At 62.7% G+C, this 18335-nt stretch carries 20 protein-coding genes; 6 read left to right on the forward strand and 14 right to left on the reverse strand.

Features of this window, described 5'->3' with window-relative positions:
* Nucleotides 1-255 precede the first annotated feature (255 nt).
* The 8 genes from HW556_RS15615 to HW556_RS15650 all read right to left on the reverse strand — a co-directional run bounded on the left by HW556_RS15615 (nucleotide 256) and on the right by HW556_RS15650 (nucleotide 8374).
* Nucleotides 256-1167 carry a helix-turn-helix domain-containing protein gene (locus HW556_RS15615; protein ID WP_176901049.1) on the reverse strand — a complete coding sequence of 304 codons (912 nt, stop codon included), beginning with the start codon at nucleotides 1165-1167 and terminating at the stop codon, nucleotides 256-258.
* Nucleotides 1164-2138, reverse strand: a complete 975-nt coding sequence (locus HW556_RS15620) for an NADP-dependent oxidoreductase (RefSeq protein ID WP_176901050.1) — start codon at nucleotides 2136-2138, stop codon at nucleotides 1164-1166. The genes HW556_RS15615 and HW556_RS15620 overlap by 4 nt, the downstream gene beginning before the upstream one ends.
* A gap of 200 nt (nucleotides 2139-2338) precedes the next feature.
* Nucleotides 2339-3118, reverse strand: coding sequence for an SDR family NAD(P)-dependent oxidoreductase (locus tag HW556_RS15625; RefSeq protein WP_176901051.1), 780 nt, complete (start codon nucleotides 3116-3118; stop codon nucleotides 2339-2341).
* 38 nt (nucleotides 3119-3156) lie between these two features.
* Nucleotides 3157-4113 carry an alpha/beta hydrolase gene (locus HW556_RS15630; protein ID WP_176901052.1) on the reverse strand — a complete coding sequence of 319 codons (957 nt, stop codon included), beginning with the start codon at nucleotides 4111-4113 and terminating at the stop codon, nucleotides 3157-3159.
* Nucleotides 4114-4324: 211 nt separating this feature from the next.
* Nucleotides 4325-5224 (reverse strand): SDR family oxidoreductase, encoded by a 900-nt coding sequence (locus tag HW556_RS15635; RefSeq protein ID WP_176901053.1) that lies wholly within the window; start codon nucleotides 5222-5224, stop codon nucleotides 4325-4327.
* A gap of 107 nt (nucleotides 5225-5331) precedes the next feature.
* The gene (locus HW556_RS15640) at nucleotides 5332-6246 is read right to left on the reverse strand and encodes a helix-turn-helix domain-containing protein (RefSeq protein WP_246289681.1); all 915 of its coding nucleotides are present in this window, start codon (nucleotides 6244-6246) and stop codon (nucleotides 5332-5334) included.
* Nucleotides 6247-6510: 264 nt separating this feature from the next.
* Nucleotides 6511-7272 carry an SDR family NAD(P)-dependent oxidoreductase gene (locus tag HW556_RS15645; RefSeq protein WP_176901055.1) on the reverse strand — a complete coding sequence of 254 codons (762 nt, stop codon included), beginning with the start codon at nucleotides 7270-7272 and terminating at the stop codon, nucleotides 6511-6513.
* 175 nt (nucleotides 7273-7447) lie between these two features.
* Nucleotides 7448-8374 (reverse strand): helix-turn-helix domain-containing protein, encoded by a 927-nt coding sequence (locus tag HW556_RS15650; RefSeq protein WP_176901056.1) that lies wholly within the window; start codon nucleotides 8372-8374, stop codon nucleotides 7448-7450.
* A gap of 666 nt (nucleotides 8375-9040) precedes the next feature.
* Here HW556_RS15650 and HW556_RS15655 point away from each other — a divergent pair.
* The 4 genes from HW556_RS15655 (at nucleotide 9041) to HW556_RS15670 (ending at nucleotide 12489) form a co-directional block, all read left to right on the forward strand.
* A complete protein-coding gene (locus HW556_RS15655; protein WP_176901057.1) occupies nucleotides 9041-9628 on the forward strand; it encodes a DNA-3-methyladenine glycosylase family protein in 588 nt (195 codons plus the stop codon).
* Between the two features lie 61 nt (nucleotides 9629-9689).
* A complete protein-coding gene (locus HW556_RS15660; RefSeq protein WP_176901058.1) occupies nucleotides 9690-10580 on the forward strand; it encodes an NAD(P)H-binding protein in 891 nt (296 codons plus the stop codon).
* A 166-nt stretch (nucleotides 10581-10746) separates the two neighbouring features.
* Entirely contained in the window at nucleotides 10747-11550 is an 804-nt protein-coding gene (locus HW556_RS15665; RefSeq protein WP_176901059.1) for a DUF5131 family protein, read from the forward strand.
* A 45-nt stretch (nucleotides 11551-11595) separates the two neighbouring features.
* Entirely contained in the window at nucleotides 11596-12489 is an 894-nt protein-coding gene (locus HW556_RS15670; RefSeq protein WP_176901060.1) for a DNA-3-methyladenine glycosylase family protein, read from the forward strand.
* A 57-nt stretch (nucleotides 12490-12546) separates the two neighbouring features.
* Here the strand turns inward: HW556_RS15670 and HW556_RS15675 are convergent, their stop codons facing one another.
* From HW556_RS15675 to HW556_RS15685, 3 genes are all read right to left on the reverse strand, one after another.
* Nucleotides 12547-13056: a cupin domain-containing protein gene (locus tag HW556_RS15675; RefSeq protein WP_176901061.1), complete on the reverse strand. Its 510-nt coding sequence runs from the start codon at nucleotides 13054-13056 to the stop codon at nucleotides 12547-12549.
* A 67-nt stretch (nucleotides 13057-13123) separates the two neighbouring features.
* On the reverse strand, nucleotides 13124-14365 hold the full coding sequence (locus tag HW556_RS15680) for a putative sensor domain DACNV-containing protein (RefSeq protein WP_176901062.1): 1242 nt from the start codon (nucleotides 14363-14365) through the stop codon (nucleotides 13124-13126).
* 425 nt (nucleotides 14366-14790) lie between these two features.
* Nucleotides 14791-15417 (reverse strand): TetR/AcrR family transcriptional regulator, encoded by a 627-nt coding sequence (locus HW556_RS15685; protein ID WP_176901063.1) that lies wholly within the window; start codon nucleotides 15415-15417, stop codon nucleotides 14791-14793.
* 123 nt (nucleotides 15418-15540) lie between these two features.
* On the opposite strand from HW556_RS15685, the gene HW556_RS15690 reads away from it, so the two are divergent.
* Nucleotides 15541-16104, forward strand: a complete 564-nt coding sequence (locus HW556_RS15690; RefSeq protein ID WP_176901064.1) for a Crp/Fnr family transcriptional regulator — start codon at nucleotides 15541-15543, stop codon at nucleotides 16102-16104.
* Between the two features lie 80 nt (nucleotides 16105-16184).
* Here HW556_RS15690 and HW556_RS15695 read toward each other — a convergent pair whose 3' ends face one another.
* The gene (locus HW556_RS15695; protein WP_176901065.1) at nucleotides 16185-16559 is read right to left on the reverse strand and encodes a DUF4260 domain-containing protein; all 375 of its coding nucleotides are present in this window, start codon (nucleotides 16557-16559) and stop codon (nucleotides 16185-16187) included.
* Between the two features lie 108 nt (nucleotides 16560-16667).
* Nucleotides 16668-17267 (reverse strand): Crp/Fnr family transcriptional regulator, encoded by a 600-nt coding sequence (locus HW556_RS15700; RefSeq protein WP_176901066.1) that lies wholly within the window; start codon nucleotides 17265-17267, stop codon nucleotides 16668-16670.
* 242 nt (nucleotides 17268-17509) lie between these two features.
* Between HW556_RS15700 and HW556_RS15705 the strand changes: the two genes are divergently transcribed.
* Nucleotides 17510-17899 (forward strand): RidA family protein, encoded by a 390-nt coding sequence (locus HW556_RS15705; protein ID WP_176901067.1) that lies wholly within the window; start codon nucleotides 17510-17512, stop codon nucleotides 17897-17899.
* Between the two features lie 8 nt (nucleotides 17900-17907).
* Here the strand turns inward: HW556_RS15705 and HW556_RS15710 are convergent, their stop codons facing one another.
* Nucleotides 17908-18303: a nuclear transport factor 2 family protein gene (locus HW556_RS15710; RefSeq protein WP_317170539.1), complete on the reverse strand. Its 396-nt coding sequence runs from the start codon at nucleotides 18301-18303 to the stop codon at nucleotides 17908-17910.
* Nucleotides 18304-18335 lie beyond the last annotated feature (32 nt).

Below are 18335 nucleotides of genomic sequence, written 5' to 3' on the forward strand. Positions count from 1 at the left end.
ATGCTGAGCTTGCCGAAGCATCTCTACTGCTTCGCCAGCGGCTTCTCTAACGAAGCGGTAGAGATGCTTCGGCAAGCTCAGCATGACGGAAACGCTGTTTTAATAAATTCCCAAACACGCTCTTAGATGAAAAGCAAGCGCTAAAGTAGGTGTTTTCTCACGTTCACAAAAACGGTCGAATTTTGTCGACCTGCTTTACCGGAGGCAAAGCCGATTTTCACTACGTATCAGCTTCGGGCCGGTGAGTTCTTTATTTTATGAATGAAAAGAGGTCCTGAATTCCAGCGGCGATAGGTTGGTCTTGGTCTTGAACAGCTTGCTGAACGAGGGCACGTGCTCAAACCCAAGTTGGTAGGCAATTTCGCTGACGGTCAGGCTGGTGGTCGATAGTTTTTCCTTGGCTTTGGCTATCAACCGGGCGTGGATGTGCTGCTGGGTGTTTTGCCCCGTGACGAGGCGCAACAGGTTGCTGAGGTACTTGGGCGAGAGGTGCAGGCAGTCGGCCACGTAGTGCACGGTGGGCAGGCCTCTTTCGGGCAACTCATCGCGGTTGAAGTAGTCGCGCAGCAGGGTTTCCACCCGTTCGAGTACCTCGTGGTTGGCCTTTTCGCGGGTGAGAAATTGGCGGTGGTAAAACCGGTCGGCATACTGCAGCAGGCTCTCCAGGTGCGAGACGATAATGGGCTTGCTGAACCGGTCGATGGTGGAAGCGTACTCCTGCTCGATGGCCCCGATTATGCCCAGGATGGTCGCCTCCTCCTTGGCGGAAAGAAATAAGCCCTCCTTGAGCGAATAATCCCAGAAATCGTACCGCTGGATGGTTTTGGCCAGCGGCGTGTTCCAGATAAAATCGGGGTGGATATAGATGACCCACCCCGATTTCTCGACGGCCTCGGCCGGGTTGGCCACCGCCAGGCTGAACACTTGGTTGGGCGCCATAAACGACATAATCCCTTCGTTGAAGTCAAACGGATGCTGCCCGTACTGCCCCTGCACGTTGCGCATCCGCTTGACGGCAATAGAGTAAAACTCCAGCACTAGGCTCGTGGGCTCGTCGCCCGAGCGGTGCGGCACGCTGCCCACGTCCACCACGCTGAGCAGGGGATGCTGGGGCGGGGGCAGCTGCACATACTTGTGAAACGCGCTTATGGTCTGGAAACGCTTCATGCCGGTTCGTCATCAGGGCGTATTTGCAGCACCAGCTTGCCCCGCACGTGCCAGGTCTGGCTTTCGCGGTGGGCCTCGGCCACTTCGGCCAGCGGATATACTTTGCTGACAAATACTTTAACTCGTCCCGCGTCAATGAGTTGCGCAATTTCGCTTAGCCACTCCTGCCGGGGCTGATTAGCCGCCAGCTCGCCGGTGGCGTGCTGGCGTGTCAGGGCTGCCTGTACCGCCTCATCGAAAGGAAAGTCGGTGTTGACGCTGACGAAGATGCCGCCCGGCTTTAGCATGGTCACGGCTTTGACGCGCGCGGCGTTGTCGCGCACCGGCGAGGCTTCCAGCACCACGTCCACGCCGCGCACCAGCTCCTCCACCGGCTGGCCCTTGTAATCCAGCGTCTCGTCGGCGCCTAGCTGACGCACGTGCTCCAGGTTGCCCGCGGAGGCGGAGCCAATGACGTACGCGCCTTGGGCCTTGGCAAACTGCACGGCCAGGCTGCCTACTCCGCCCGACGCCCCCTGAATCAGGACGCGTTGACCGGCCTGTAATTTGCCATATGCGAACAGCGCCGTCCAGGCCGTGAGGCCGGCCAGTGGTATGCCGGCCGCTTCAGTGAAGCCCAGACTCTGGGGCTTGCGGGCAAAATGGCTGGCCTTGGCCACGCAGTACTCCGCGTAGCTGCCATCGCCGGGAAAGCTGGGGACACCGTACACGGCATCGCCTTTCTCAAACCCAGTTACCGCGCTGCCCAGCTCTTCCACCACGCCGGCCGCATCCCAGCCCAGGGTCATGGGCAAGGTCAGCAAGTACTTCAGCGCGGCACTGGTGCCTTCCCGTACCACCCAATCCACCGGGTTTACCCCGCTGGCATATACCTTGACTAGAATCTCGTCGGCCGCCGGCACTGGCCGCGCTATCTCCTCCAATTGCAGTACCTCGGGTCCGCCAAAGGCATGAATTCTAACTGCTTTCATACAAAATGATTGTTGGTTGATGAACGCAACAAAGGTCCCCGCTGCCGGCCCGGCAGATTTAGCCAAAACGCCTTTTATTGTAGTCAAAAGAGCGCGGCGGCTTATTTAATGCCTAGCCCTGCGCCCGGCGGGTAATGGCCCGGCGTGCAAGCCACTCCTCTGTTAGAAGCGATTAAGCATGTTCAACTGAATTCCGTGCACTAGACGCTGACGGGAAAAGTCACGCCGGTCAGCTCGGCGCAGGCGGCCAGGAACCTGTCCTGCAAGTCCCGGTCGGCCGCAGCGGGCAGGATGGTGGCCGGCTGCTGGTGGTACCAATACTTACCTGTCACCAGGGCCGCCGGGTCCTGACTGCTGGCGAGCCAGGCCTGGGTGACGGGCGCCTCGGCCAGGCTGTCGTTGGCACCGGGCCCGCCCATCTTGGTGGCCACCCAGCCCGGCGACACGGCGCTCACCAGCACATCGGGCCAGCGCCGGGCTACGGCCAGGGCCAGCAGCACGTCGTGCAGCTTGGAGTCGGAATACGCCTGGGCGCCGTTCCAGGGACGCTCCGCCCAGGTCAGGTCGCGCAGGCTGGCGTCGCCGCGCAGGTGCATGCCCGAGCTGAGGTACACGAGTCGCGCCGGCCGGGCCATCAGGCAGGTGAGCACGTAGGGGGCCAGGGAATTCACAGCCAGCACGGGTGGCAGGCCGTCGGCCGTGGTGCCGCGCCGGGCCTCGCGATACCCGATGCCCGCGTTGTGAATGACGGCATCAAAGACGCCCAGCTGGTTGGCTTGGTCGGCCACTTCGCGCGTCCCAGCAAAGTGGGAGAGGTCGCCGCTAACCGCTCCTTCGGCCCGCGGCACGCCGGCCAGGGCCTCGCGGGCCCGCGCCGGACTGCGCCCGTGCAGGACGACCTGATGCCCCTGCTCTACCAGCAGGCGGGCCGCGAGTTGGCCCAGGCCATCGGCGGAGCCGGTAATGAAAACACGCGCCATAGTAAGGTAATTTAATGAAGAAAGTGCCGGTTTACTGGTCAGCTAGCAGCGCGAAAATGTCGCTCCAAGGCGCCCCAGAAATCCTGTTCCGCCCGCTGCGTGATGCTAGCCCCGGTGCTGAACCGCATAAAGCCGTGGTAGGCCCCGGCGTACAGGTGCAGCTCGGTGGGCACCCCGTTTCTAAGTAGGTTTTGGACGAAGCGCAGGTTCTCGCCGACGAACAGGTCCAGGTCGCCAATGAAGAAGTAGCTGGGGGGCAAGCCGGCGAGGCCTTCCACCCGCCCGGGAGCTGCGTAGACGGGCGGGGGCAGCGTGCCGGGCGCGTGGCCCAGCACGGCCCCCCAGGCAAAACGGTTGCTGGCCGCGGTCCAGAGAAACTCGCCGACCATTGGCAGAGGGTCTGGGTCGGCGGGAGTGCCCGTGCGGTCGTCGAGCATGGGGTTTTGCAGGAACTGGGCCGAGATGGCCGGCCCCCCGTGGTCCCGGGCATACAGGGCCAGGGCCGCGGCCAGGCAGCCCCCGCCGCTTTCGCCCGCGACGGCGATGCGCGTGCGCGGCAGCTGCAGCTCGTCGGCCGCTTCGTGCAGCCATTGCAGGGCCTGATAGCCATCTTCGAGGCCGGCTGGGTAGGGGTCTTCGGGGGCTAGCCGGTAGTCGAGTACCACTACGACGCACCCGAGCCGGTGGGCAAAGAAGCGGCTCTGGGCCTCGTACTGGTCGGCCGTGCCCCGAACCATGCCGCCTCCGTGGAACCAGAGCAGCCCGCCGGTGCGCGTTGGGGCGGCCGGGGCATAGACCAGCACGCGCAGGTCCGAGCCATCCGGCCGGGACAGGAACCGCTCCTCGACGCTCACCCCCGGACCGGGCGGAGCCGTCGCCTGAAATTTTGCAATTGCCAGGCGGTTAGCGGGCAGCAGCTCCGCCGTCAGGGTGGGGGTGCTGATACCCGCTAAAGCCCGCGCCAGTTCGGGGTCAACCAAGTGGATAGTATCCATGGTCAGGATATTTTGTGATTGTCTGTGAACTTGAGCCTTTCAGCACCGGCTTCCTCATTCATAGAACACTAAGTCAAGAAATCAGCTCCTGGCGTGGGCATGAACTTCTGGTTCACGAAGGGACCGGGGATGAAAAAACCAGCCGTCTATCTGCTCGGAAGTGGACCCGTGCCGGCCTAAAATGCTGCTAGGGAGCCTGCTGACTCGGTGCTTACTGGCCGTTAAAGTAGTGTCCTTGGGCCAGGTCAGCCAGCAGGGTGGGCTGAGTAGGATGCCATTCCAGCCGCTGCTGCGTGAGCTGACTGGAGGCGGGCGCATTGAGTTGGGTGAAGCCGGCAAACGCACCGAAGTGGGCGGCGGCTTCTTCGGGTGATTTGGACACCACCGGCAGGTTCAGGCCCTGGCCGATGGCCTCGGCAATTGCGCGGAATGTGATGGCTTCCTCGGCCACCGCGTGGTAGCGCGCATCGGCCGCCTGGTGCTCCAGCGCCAGCCGGAACACCCGCGCGGCATCGAGCCGGTGCACCGCGTTCCAGTAGTTCTGGCCCTCACCAACGTAGGCCGAAACGCCCGTGGCGCGGGCAATGCCGATGAGAGCGGGCACGAAGCCGTGGTCGCCCTCGCCGTGCACAGACGGCGAGAGGCGAAGCAGGGCCACGCGCACACCCTGGTCGGTTACCGCCTGCGCGGCTTCTTCCGTGGCGATGCGGGGGAAATCATGGACGGTTAATACGGAGGCATCGTTTTCGGTCGCCAGGCGCCCAGGGGTGATGAGCGCGGTGCCAGAAGTGATGATGAAGGGCCGGTTCGAGCCCACCAGCGCGGAGCCGAGGGCCTCGATGGCCCGCCGGTCAATTTCGCAGACGGCCGCAAAGTTGGCAAAGTCGTGGATGAAGCCCAGGTGTGCCACCGCGTCGGCGGCGGCCGCGCCGCGCCGCAGGCTGTCCAAGTCTTCTACGTCGCCGCGATGGGCCAGAGCCCCGGCGGCCGCCAGCTCGTGAACGGCCTTTTCCGAGCGAGCGAGGCCAACCACTTGGTGGCCCGCGCCGATTAATTCCTTGACGACGGCCGAGCCCACAAAGCCCGTAGCGCCGGTGATGAATACACGCATGATTTGTTCCTTTTAATGAGTGGTGATTACCTCACAAAGGTCCGGCAGCTACGCGGCGGCGGAACTGCGCTACTCAAACCATCTATTGCGCAATTCAAACAATTACTCTATTCCCGAAAAGCCCCCGGCACCAGACCCGTTTGGCGCTTGAAAAAGTTGCAGAAGTGCGCCACGTCAGCAAAGCCCAGGCTGTCGGCAATCTCCGAAACGGTCCAGTTGGTTTGCTTGAGCAGCATTTTGGCTTCCTGCGCCGCCCGGCTGCCAATAAGAGCCGTGGTGGTGAGGCCGGTGGTGTCCTTGAGCACCCGGTTGAGGTGGTTGACGTGCACCGCCAGTTGGCCGGCGTAGTCGGCGGCCGTGCGCAGGCGCAACTGCTGTTGGGGGGTTTCCAGCGGAAACTGGCGCTCCAGCAGGTCTGCAAACGAAGTGGCCAGCCGGACCGAAGCGTTGGGGGCGGGCGCCGGAATCGGAACCGGCTGCAGCTTCTGCCCGGCGTGAATCAGCTCCAGTAAGTAAGCGCGCAACAGGTCGTACTTGTAGGCATAGCCAGCGCCCAGCTCCCGCGCCATCTTCTCAAAAATGGCTTCTAACGCGGCGTAGTCCGCATCCGACACCGCCACCACCGGACAGCCCCCCGGCTGAAACACCGGTAGCTCCTGCAGCACCAGCCCCCCGTTGACGGGTCCCAGAAATTCATTGGTGAACACGCAGAAATACCCTGTTTGGTCCAGATCATACGGCACCCAACGGTAAGGCACCCGGTGCGAGGCGAACCACAGGGCCTGGCCTGCTACCTCCACTGCCTGGTCGGCGTACTCCACCCGGCTGCGCCCGCGCATCAGGCTGATTTTGTAGAAGGTCCGGCGGTCAAATGTCATCGGTGGCCGGCTGCGGTAGTCCAGCATCAGGTCCGCCACGTTGAACACGTTGAAGTGCCCGACTTCCCGCGTTTGGCCGGCAACCGGCAGCACGTCGGCAGCCCCACCCACCACGGGCGCGACGGCATCGTACAGAGCTTCCAATGATTTTGATGGCATGGTCATTAGCTGTAAAAATCAAAGGCAATACGTATGAAGTAATACCTGTTTCAGCAGCAATTGTTCGGAGGTACAGCCTGCCGGGTAGGTTCCTGTTCAAAAGCAAAGCTGAGCCGACGCCGGCGGCCTTTCGGTTTTCGGCGCCGTAAGCCCGGGATTTGACCATGCGCAGGTAACCAAAGAAGGGCAAAACAGCAGGCACAGGTCCTGGCGTTTCGCCCTTCTTCAACGAGTGTAGACAGCCAAAGGCTACAGGTAAATGCCGCCTGATACTTCGAGACGCTGGCCATTCACCCACTTAGCCTCGTCGCTGCATAAAAAGGACACTACGCCGCCGATGTCGTCCGGCAGACCGACCCGGCCCAGAGCCGTGGCGCCGGCCAAGTAGGCGTTCACCTGCGGGTTGTCGCGGACGGCCCCGCCGCCAAAATCCGTTTCGATGGCGCCCGGCGCCACCGTGTTCACGGCGATGCCGCGGGCGCCCAGTTCTTTGGCCTGGTAGCGGCTCAGGATTTCCACGGCGCCCTTCATAGCCGCGTAGGCCGCGTAGCCGGGCATGCTAAAGCGGGCCAGCCCCGAGGAAATGTTGACGATGCGACCGCCATCGGCCAGCAGCGGCAAGGTTTTCTGGGTCAGGAAGAAAACGCTCTTGAGGTGGACGTTAACCATTTGGTCGAAGTCCGCTTCCGTGGTTTCGGCGAAGGGCGCGTACACGCCGGTACCCGCGTTGTTGACTAGGGCGTGCAGTTGCTCGGCCTGGAAGACGTCGCGCAGGCTGGTCTTTACTTGCGCCAGGAAGGCGTCGAAGCTGTCGGCCCGGGCCACGTCGAGCGGCAGGGCGGCGGCCCGGCGGCCGTGGGCCTGGATTTCGGCCACCACGGCCTCGGCTTCTTCTTTCTGGCTGTGATACGTCAGGAGTACGTCGATGCCTTTGGCGGCCAGACTCAGGGCCATGTTCTTGCCGAGGCCGCGGCTGCCGCCGGTCACCAGCGCAATTTTACGAGTTGTCATGAGTGAGGGGTTGAAGTGAGCAGCTGTGTTGGGCGGGGAGGTGCAAGCCCTAAGAGCCGCGTGCACCGGCGTGGTCTTTTTCGCTCCCTTACCCAACGGCACAAAGGTCGGGCGGGCATGCGCTGGGGCGGTTGCGGCCGTCAATCTATTTGTTGCGCAATTCAAATCAGGCCCCTCAGGCGCGGAAGGCGGCGGGAGAGAACGACGTCTGGCGCTTGAAGAAGTTGGAGAAGTGTGCCACTTCGGCAAATCCCAAGCTGTCGGCAATCTCCGAGACGTTCCAGTTCGTCTGCTTGAGCAGGATTTTGGCTTCCTGCGTCACCCGCCCGCCGATGAGGGCGGTGGTGGTGCGGCCGGTGCTCTCCTTGAGCACCTTATTGAGGTGGTTGACGTGCACGGCTAGGCGGTCGGCGTAGTCCTTGGCCGTGCGCAGAGCCAGGCGCTGCTGCGGCGTTTCGATGGGGAACTGCCGCTCCAGCAGCTCGGCAAACAAGGAGGTGACCCGCGCCGCGGCCGTGTGCGCGGGGTAGAGCGCCGTGGCCGGCTGCAGCTTCTGGCCGAGGTGCACCAGCTCCATGAGGTAGTTGCGCAGCAGGTCGTACTTGTAGACGTAGTCGGACGTTATTTCACGCTGCATTTTGTCAAAAAGAGCATCCAGCTCGGCCGCTTCCGCGTCCGTCACGGGAAACACGGGGTAGCCGCCGGGCTGGAAAATCGGCAGCTCATCGAGCACAGCCCCGCTCTTGGCCGGCAGCATGAACTCCGGCGTGAACACGCAGAAGCGGGCACCCTGCACCGGGCCCTGCGGCAGCCAGTGGTAGGGCACCTTGGGCGAGGCAAAGAGTAAGGCGTTGCGCTCAATGTCGATGACCTTGTCGGCGTACTCCACCCGGTTGCGCCCGCGAATCAGGCTGATTTTGTAGTACGTGCGCCGGTCGTAGGGCATCACCGGCTTGTCGCGCCCCTGCGGCAGGTCGGCCAGGTTGAACACGTTGAAGTGCCCGATTTCCTTCTGAATGCCGCTCGGCAACAGCGCGCTCAGTTCCGTGCCGGTGCCGGCCGCGATTTGGTCGTAAAACTCTTCCAGCGAGGTAGGCTTCATGGCGGATGTGGGTTGCGAAATTCAAAGGTATAACAACTCATTGTTTAGCTCTTATTAGCCTGATCTTACTTTTTTTGCAGCCACCTTAAATGCCTTGGCCTAGACACCGCTCGCGCTGTAGCCCATTGCCGCTGAACGGTGCCCAGGCAGTGTTCACCTATATTCCTGGAGCCATCCCTGAAATTTCAATGCCTGAATCCTCGGTGGTACCCCAGCCCAGGTAATCATGATTTTCAACAAATTTGGACTGACAGTCATTTTATGAACATAATAAACATTTTCGATACATTTGCGTTGTAATCTGCAAGGTCACGGATGACCAACGACAGAATGGACTAATGGTCATATTATGAATAATTGTCATAATTAACCCTACTGCACCAGTTGTCAATTGTCTTTTTATAGCTGGACCTCAACATACGACGCCCAATCATTTTACACCTAACAATGGAAACTGCCACAAATCCTACCACGAGGAGTTCGGTACAGTCGAAGACCAGACACCCAGCTATAAAGTCGACGACTGCTCTGGCTGTTGACGGCAGGTCTGCCTCGGCCACCTTGGTTCCCATTAGCCCAGCCCGCGCTGCGGACCCAGCCTTGATGGCGCCGGCAACCAGACTAGCCCACGGGCAGCAAACAGCCCTGGACGCCGCGCGCGCGGCTTTGCGTACGCAAGACCCCGTGTTGCAACGCCTCATTGATGCTAGTCCCGACCTCGACTACCACGCCTGGCGGGCCACGCTGCCGGTCAGTAGCCTGTTCGAGGCCCTGCTCTACCAGATTGTGGGCCAGCAAATTTCGGTTACGGCCGCCAATGCCATTTACGCCCGGTTGCGAAAGCTGCTGATTGGCGTCCAAAGAGCCCCCGCTCAGCTGGCGCAGGTCCCGGTTGCCGAACTGCGCGGCATCGGGCTTTCCGCGCGTAAGGCCGAGTACGTGCGCTACCTGGCCCAGCGCACCGCCGAAGGGGCGCTGGACGGCCTGGAGAAACTTCCCCACGAGGAGGCCCGCCAACGCCTCGTGGCCCTGCGGGGAGTCGGTCCCTGGACCGCCGACGGCGCCCTGCTCATCACCTACGGCCACGCCGATGTGCTCGTGTCGGGGGACCTGGTGCTGCGCAAGGCCGTGCAGCGGGCTTACGAACTGCCCGACATGCCCACGGAGCAGGAAGTAGCGGCCCGGGGCGAGCAGTGGCGGCCCTACCGATCCATCGCCGCCGGCTACCTGTTCGAATCCATGCTAAGCGCCTAAGCGCGACTCCAGCACCACTTTATCCATAAAAATTCTTTCCCCAACCCCTCATCCCAACCCCATGAAAATCATCATCACCGGTTCGCTCGGCCACATAAGCCAGCCCCTGGCCCAGGAGCTCATCCATCAGGGCCACGCCGTGACCGTTATCAGCAGTCAGCCCGACAAGCAGGCGGCCATCGAGGCCCTGGGGGCCACGGCCGCCATTGGCAAGCTGGAGGACGTTGACTTCGTGGCGGCCACTTTCGCCGGGGCTGACGCGGCGTACTGCATGATACCGCCCAACTTTGGCGCGCCCGACGCCCGGGCGCACTACCAAACCATTGGCCGCAGCTACGTGCACGCCATCCGGCAAACGGGTGTGCCGCGGGTGGTGCACCTGAGCAGCTGGGGCGCGGACCTGGACCAGGGCACCGGGTTCATCCTCGGCTCGCACGACGTGGAAAACCTGCTCAATGAGCTCCCCGACGTGGCCCTGACGCACCTGCGGGCGGGCTACCTCTACTACAACCTGAACAACTATATCGGGATGATAAAAGGCCAGGGCATCGTCGGCTCCAACTACGGCGGTGACGCGAGCATCGTCCTGGTGGCGCCGGCCGACATTGCTACTGCTGCCGCCGAGGAGCTGACCGGCGCCGGCGCGCCCGGCCGTACCGTGCGCTACGTGGCCAGCGACGAGCGCACCCCCGACGAAATTGCCCACGTCCTGGGCGCCGCCATTGGCAAGCCGGACCTGCAGTGGGTGGCCTTCGGCGACGCGCAAATGCAGGCCGCCCTCGAACGGCGGGGGATGCCCGCGCCGGCCGTGGCCAGCATGCTGGCGCTGGGCAGCAGCATCCGCAGCGGGGCGCTCCGTCGGGACTACGACCAACACCCGCCCAAGGCGCTGGGCAAGGTCAAGTTGGAAGACTTCGCCCTCGAGTTCGTGGCCGCTTATCAGAAAGCATGATGACCCTGGCGCTTGGTGGTGGCCTCAATGGGACAGCCGCCAAGCGCCGCTTTCGCTTTCACTTTCACTTTCACTTTCAAGTATTTTTTTGACCATTTAGAACCGATGGTCATTTTATGAATCACCATACCATTGCCTCCAATTCTTCCCTCAAATAACCTAGCAGATGCCTACCATCAAGTTAGAAACGACCGAGAACGGCATTATCGAGTGGAAAACCACTTCCTGGAACCCCATGACCGGCTGCGACCGCATCTCGGCGGGCTGCGACAACTGCTACGCCCTCCTGTTTGCCCGGCGGCTCAAGGAGCTGGGCCAGCCCAAGTATCAGAACGACGGGGACCCGCGCACCAGCGGACCCGGGTTTGACCTGACCCTGCATCCCGACGCGCTGGCACAGCCCCGGTCCTGGCGCAAGCCACGCCACATTTTTGTGGGCAGCATGAGCGACCTGTTTCACACCCGGGTGCCGCTGGACTACATCCAGCAAGTGGTGGATGTCATGCGCGCCACGCCGCAGCACACCTACCAGGTGCTGACCAAGCGGGCCCGCCGCCTCGCCAACCTGTCCGAGTTTATTGCCTGGCCGGATAACGTCTGGGTGGGCACCTCGATTGAGGACGCCAGCCTGCTGCACCGCGCCGACGATTTGCGCCGCGTCGACGCCGCGGTGCGCTTTCTCTCGCTCGAGCCACTGCTGGGCCCCCTGCCGGACCTGGACTTAGCGGGCATCGACTGGGTGACCCTCGCCGGCGAGGCCGGGCCCGGCGCCCGGCCCCTGGAAGCCGCCTGGGTGCGCCAGCTGCGGGACCGGGCGCAGGAGCGCGGGGTGCCCTTTTTCTTCCTGCAATGGGGCGGCCCCACCCCCAAGGGCGGGGGCCGGCTGCTCGACGGCCAAACCTGGGACCAGATGCCGTTGCGCCGGGTGCGCCCCACGCCAGTGCCCGCCTTGGCCACGCTTCCCGCTTGACGAACTACGCCGGCCCATTCCACACCACTTCCCAGACAGCCAACCATGCCCAGCCCCCCGTATCTCGATTTGCCTTTCACCGGTGACTATTCGTTGGCGGCCAGCGTCACGCTCGCGGCAAGCGCCCTGTTCGTGGACAAGCTTTACCCTTTACCCGCCGGGGAAGTGCTGGACCTCGCCTTTGCACTGGAAGGCTCGTGGAGTCCCGTGGGCGTGCGGATTGACCAGCCTATCCCGGCCCAGGTGCGCGCCCAGGTACTAGCCAATCCGGATGGGGCCAGTCCCGCCGACATCCGCGCCCAACTGCGCCGAATCTTGTTCCTGGCGGTGGACGGGACTGATTTCGCGGCCGTCGCGGCGCGCGACCAAGTAGTGGCCGGGCTGCAGCAGCGGCAGTCCGGGTTGCGCCCGGTGCTATTGCCCAGCCCGTACGAGGCCGCCGCCCGCGCCATCATCGGCCACCAGCTGCCCGTGCGGCAAGCCGCCGCCATCACCGTCCGCATCGCCGAGGAGCATGGCGTGCGGGTCGAAGTTGACGAACATGTGCTCCACGCCTTTACCGCAGCGAGCCGACTCGCTGAACTGCCCCTGGTGCGCGGGCTGGCCACCCGCAAGGTCGAGCAGCTCCGGGCCCTTGGCACGGCGGCCCCCGGCTGGCTCGACAGCGCCCACCTGCGCACCCTGGCGCGCCCCGACGCTCTTGCGCACCTGCAGAAACTGCCCGGCATCGGGCCCTTCTCGGCCGAGCTGATTTTGCTACGTGGGGTGGGCGACCCCGACGCCTTTCCCCGGGAAGAAAAACGCCTGCACCGAGCGATGGCCGCCGCCTACCAGCTCGGCGACGAGCCGGCGGTGGAGAAACTCGAACGAATAGCCCAGGGGTGGCGCCCTTACCGCAGCTGGGTGGGCCTGCTGCTGCGCAACTCCATCAGCCGGTAGCTCCAGCAAGTTTACCTAACCAGTTTTTTCAAGAGGCTGATGTCAGTGCCGGCAGCATTAGCCTCCTTGCTTTTGGGAAAGGTAATCGGGCGGGAAAAATTCCTGGCCGTAGGCTTCCCCGATTTTCTGCAGCCGGGCCAGGTCCTCGGGTTTAAGTTCCGGTCGGGACAGCAGAGCGCCGTTTTGCACGAGCTGCCCGATTTCAAGGAAAAACCGGTCCAGGCCGGCGGGCACTACGAGGCAGAGCAGGTGGGCCAGGGCGTTGCTTTCGTTGGTGAAGCTGTGGATGGCCCCGCCGGTGGGAATGTCCACCACGGCGCCCTTTTGGGCCGTGTACGTTTGGGTTTCGGAGCGAAAGACCACCTCGCCTTCCAGCACGTGAAAAGCCTCCTGAAACCCGGCGTGGGCGTGCGGGCCCGGGCCGCCGCCGGGGGGCACCAGCATGTCGATGAGGGCATAGGCGCCCCCGGTTTGCTCGCCGCTAACCAGGATGCGGTAGGTGTCGCCCACCAGCGAAACTTCGGGGCCGGCTTGGGGGGCAGTAACGTGGATGGCAGTAGGTCTCATATGGAAAGGGTTAAGGGGAGGAAGTTGCGAAGGGTGTACGGCGGTGGGTAACTAAAGGGAGGGCGGGCTACAGCGTGAGCTGTTCCCAAAACACCACCTTGCCCTCCTGGGCCTGCACGAAGCGCACGCCCCCGTCCTGGGAGATAACGATGGCCATGCTCTCGGGCTCAGCTAAACACAGGCGGTAGGCGGCCCGGTGGCGGGTGCCGCCCCGGTCGGCGGCTTCCACCTGCAGCTGGGTGGCATTGGCGTTCTGGGCCCGGTACACCTGGGTCAGGGCCAGCTTGGGCGCGTACACTTCAATGCCAAAGCCCACGACGGCCAGCTGCTTGGTCACGACCAGGGCCCCGTCCACGGTCATTAGGTCGGCCAGCAGGTCCGCGTACTGGCCGATGGCCGCCGCCAGCTCCAGCAGCCGGGCGTCGCCGGCCCGCTGGTAGCGGGCCCAGCTCACGTCGCCCAGCTCGGCGAGCCGGGCGATAATGGCCACTTGCAGGCCGTTGTAGTGGTGCGCCTCGCCGGGTAAACGCACCGGGTACTTGGGCCGCAGGGTGGCCGCCGGCCCCACGCAGCGGGGTACGCTGGCGGTGGGCACGTAGGCCAGCATGCCCCCGTGCCCGCTCGCCCGCACCCGCGACACCACCCGCCGCGTAACGTGGTGGGCCAATTCTCCCAAGAAGGGCATCAGGTCGGGCGGGGTGGCGATGGCCGCCGCCGCGAGCTGAGGCCGCAGCACGTCAATGTTTTCCATAAAGCGGCCCCGGGACCAGGCCAGCGGGTACTCCACGAAGCCGTGGCCTTCCACGTGGCCATTTTGTAGGGTCAGCACCCGCTCGTGGCCGTGGTAGAACACCAGATTGCCAGGCCCGCAGACTTCGAGCAGCAAAGTTTGCGGCGCAGCGGGGTCCGCAGGTGTCGGGTCAGCGCCCACGGGGCTGCCCGGGAAGTGGCCGCGCAGCATTCCCCAAATGAGCAGGCCGGCGGCCGCGTCGGTGCGGACGGCCAGCACGCTGCCGGGCGAGCGCAGCGCCGGGCTCAGCCGCCGGATTTCCTGCTCTTCGTAGGGACGGGGCGCAGCCAGCTCCAGCACGTAAGTGCCGCCGGCCGCGGACCCCGTCGGCAGTTCCCTGAGCGCGCTGAGCACCAGCCAGCAGCGCACCGGCTGGCCTTCCTCGTGGAGCAGGCTGGCCTGGTAGGCCACGGAGATAAAGTGCTCCAGCTCCGGCCGCGGCGGCAAACTGCCAGCCGCGCCGGGCCAGCGGGCCAGCAGTTCCGGGGCTAGGGTACCGGGGTAATAGTGATGTTTCATCGTGAGAATAAGACTGGTTTAAAAATCAACGGACTATGGTGCGCGGCGCCACGTCCCCCCCCCCCTTCACGAACGGACCCTGCGCGCCGGGCGGCAGCGCCGGCTGCTTCAGCGTTGAGGGTGGCCTGCAGCTTGGACCAGAACATATCGGTATCCATCACCCAGTCCTGGCGTGTCACGTTCACCACCATCGCTCTGCATGTTCTCCCGGGTTGAATTCGGCCAGCAGCTGGCCGGCTGGCACCTGGTTGCCATCGCGCATCACTAATGACTAAAAAGGGAAGCAAGCGCTGTTCAAACAGTAGTGTAATCCATAAAGTGACTGAGAAGCTGTTTAGTTGACTTCCTAAACAGCTTTTGAATGTCCACAGACCATTAAAAAATAGCAGAAGAGTTTATCACTTCTGCTACTTTCACATCCCGGGTTACTTGTTAGCTCGTAAGCCGTGGTCCACTGTTGTAAGGAAGGTTTCGAATAGCTCGTCCAAATCAACCTGATAGTCCTGGGCTAGCAGGTGCCCCTTGTTGACGATGAACTGCATAGTGCCGTAGGAGCCCGCCCAGATGATGCTGGCAATCAGATTTGTCTTCAAGTCGGTGCGGATGGAGCCGTCTTGCTTGCCCATTTCCACCAGCCCCATCACCAACTCGTTAATGGCGGTGGTGGTTTCATAGACCACTGCTGCGGTGGTGCTGGTAAAGGGCGACTCGAAGAAGGTGATAAAGCCGAAGTACACTGGGTTGGCTACCACAAACTGGTAATAAGCCCGGTTCATGCGCAGTATCTTATCCAGCCCGTTGCCGTCTCCCGCGGTCGCCCTCGTAAACTCCTGGTGGAGTTCGCGCAGGGCTTGCTCGTTGATGGCCAGCAGGATTTCCTCCTTGCTACGGTAGTACCGGTAGAGCGTACCCTTACTTAACTCGGCTTCGGTGGCAATGTCGTCGATGGTGGCCACGATAAGGCCCTTGGCCAAAAAGACTTTTTTGGCGGCATCCAGTATGGCCATCTCGCGGTGTACCTTCTCCCGTTGCTTGCGTTCCAGAACTCCCATATTTGTGCCGGTCATTTTGTGACTAATAGTCCAAATATACGATAACCACTGCAATGCGTTGGTACCACGCTAAAAGGGCAATCTAAAACGATTTGCTAAACCACGTTTATACACCCCGTTGCCATGGAGCAATTCCTTCGGGACCACCTCGAAAAAGTTATCCCGCTCACAAACGCAGAGTTCGACTTTGTGCTGGCGCAGTTCACGCGCCAACGGTTTAAAAAACACCAGTTTCTAATTCAAGCCGGGGAGCCGGCCAAGCACGCCTATTTCGTAGTAACGGGGTTGCTGAAACTCGTGTACACGGACGCGGCGGGCAAGGCCCACATTGTGTCATTTGCCCTGGAGGACTGGTGGGAAAGCGACTTTCAGGCCTACTACACCCAAACGCCCGCTACCTTGTCGCTGGAATGCCTGGAGGACACAGAGGTGTTTTGTCTCTCGCTGGAAGCCTACCACCGCCTCTGCGCGGGCCTGCCCCAGATGGCGCATTTTCTGCTGCAAAAATCTATCCTGGGCTCCATTGCCGCGCAGCAACGCATCCTGTCGCTGCTGACCACCAACGCCCGGGAACGGTACGAGCAGCTGGTCCGCCAGCGGCCGGCCCTGCTGCAGCGGGTCTCCAAGGCGCTGCTGGCCTCGTACCTGGGCGTGTCGCGCGAAACTCTAAGCCGATTCTCGGCTTAGCTTGGGATGGTAAACAGCCCGGGTAAACGTCCCCGGGCTATTTGCTAAGCGCGCGGAACGACTGACTGGTCTCGCCTCTCTTAGACGACCGCTACCCCCGGATGACTGGCCCCCACCCGGCCCAGGTGCGTGTCCCCAAAGCCGGTGACGTACTTGAGGCCGTAGCCCAGCAACCGGTCGAAGGCGCTGTGAAAGAGCAGTACCGTGCCCATCAACTGCCACCCGGGCTGGTCCAGCCACCACCCGCCGATTCCTACGGCCAAGGCCACCGCCTTGTGGTGCGCCAGGTTATAGCACCAGGCTCCCACGCGTGGCCCGGCCACGTAACCTACCATGCTCAAGTCCGGTAGCAGAAAGGCGGCGGGCAGCACCCACCACGCGTAGGGCAAGTGGGCAGAGACCACCAGGGCGAATAGGGCCTCGGCCAGTTCTTCAATTTTGAGCAGCATTTTCATCGGGCGGTGGGGGAGAAGAAGTATCAGCGTTGAGTACCCCAAAATTCCGCTGCCGCAGGCCCTCGCCACGATAACAAAAGCTAAGAAATGCGGGGCCGAAGCCCCGCCTTAACGCCCTGACTTCTGGGTTCCCCGCGCTACCCGCCCCCGGATGCGGCTCAGCGAGACGGGCGTCACGCCGAGGTAGTTGGCGACCAAGTGCTGGGGGATGCGCTCCAAAATCTTGGTCTTGCCGCTGGCCAGCAGCGCGCGGTAGCGCTCCTCGGGCGAGAGCAGCAACTGCTCGGTCAGACGGGCGTCGGTGCCGAGCAGGTGGTATTCGGCCACTAGGCGCCCGAACCGCTCGTACACCGGCCGCTCGTCGTAGAGCCGGCGCAGCAGCACGTAGTCGAAGACAACCAGTTCGGTGTCGACTAGGGCCTGGATGCTGAGCTGGCTGGGCTGACCGGTCAGGCAGCTGGGATAGTCGGCCAGCAGGTGATTCTCGAAAAAGAAGTAGGTGGTGCGCTCCTCCCCGTCGGGGCGGGGGTAGTAGAGGCGGCAGCTGCCCGTGAGCAGCAGGGCCAGTTCGGGGCGGTGCTCGCCAGCTCGCACGAAGTGCTCGCCGCGCCCCAGGTGGCGCGGGCGCAGGGCCGTGGCCAGCGGCTGCCAGTCGGCGACGGTGAGCTCGGGGACAAAGCGGTGCAGGTAGGTGCGCAACGGATGCATGGCAGCGAAGGAATTGAGGGGTGCAAGTTGGGCTAAGCTAAGCCCGGGCGCTGATAAGAAAGCCAAATGAAGTGAGGTAGCTCACCGAAAAATTGTGCGGTAGCTCACCAATTCAGCCCGGGGCAGCCATGCAATTTTGCAGGGCCAATTCTAGCAGACTCCGCGTCGCTAGCGGCCCCGAGTCCATACCACCTTTTCTCACCCCACGGCTTGCAATAGCCCGTTACCCCCTCCCTACCCCTATGGAAAAGCGAATCATAAACCCCTGGCAGTGGCAAGACCAGCGCAGCTACGTGCAGGCCGTGGAGGTAAGCCAGCCGGCCGGCACGCTCTACTGTTCCGGGCAGACCGCCATTGATGCGGCCGGCCAGTCCAGCACCGCCGACATGCGCACCCAGCTGCTGCTTACCCTCCAGAATCTGGAGCAAGTCATCAACCAGGCGGGGTACGAACCCCGGAACATCGTGCGGCTAAACGTGTACACCACCTCGACCGAAGAGCTGATGGCCTGTTTCGATGTCTTTCAAAACTGGGTGGCTCAGCACGGCATGCAACAGGCCACGACGCTGCTGGAAGTGAAAAGCCTGTTTGAAACCCTGACCATAGAAGTCGAAGCCACCGTGGTCAGGTAAGGCAGCGGCTAGACCTGCTCGATGTCCATTTGCTGTAGCAGTCCATCCCGCAGGGTGTAGACGTGCTTGACCGGACCCTCGAATAGAAGGGTGCCCTGCTTATCCTTTACCACCTGGTGCACCGCAACTTCGAGGCGTCCATCGGGCCGTTCGCGTACACTCGTGGGCTCGACTTGGGGGTCCAGCTCCTGCCACTGCCGCTGCCAGTACGCCCGCACTTCGTCGTGGCCCGTGGCGTAGTCGCCTTCCCAGGCCAGTGACCAGCGCACCTGCGGATGCAGCGTGGCGAGGACTGCCGGAATGTTGCGGGCGTTGAAGCCCGCGTACGCTTGTCGGATGAGTTCTGGGGGGTGTTCATGAACAGCAGCGAAAGGAATGGTTGAGAACGAAAATGCTTTGTAAATGTCTCGTCCGGCTACAGCTACACATTACCCAG

The organism is Hymenobacter terrestris (assembly GCF_013377905.1).
Classification (GTDB): Bacteria; Bacteroidota; Bacteroidia; order Cytophagales; family Hymenobacteraceae; genus Hymenobacter; species Hymenobacter terrestris.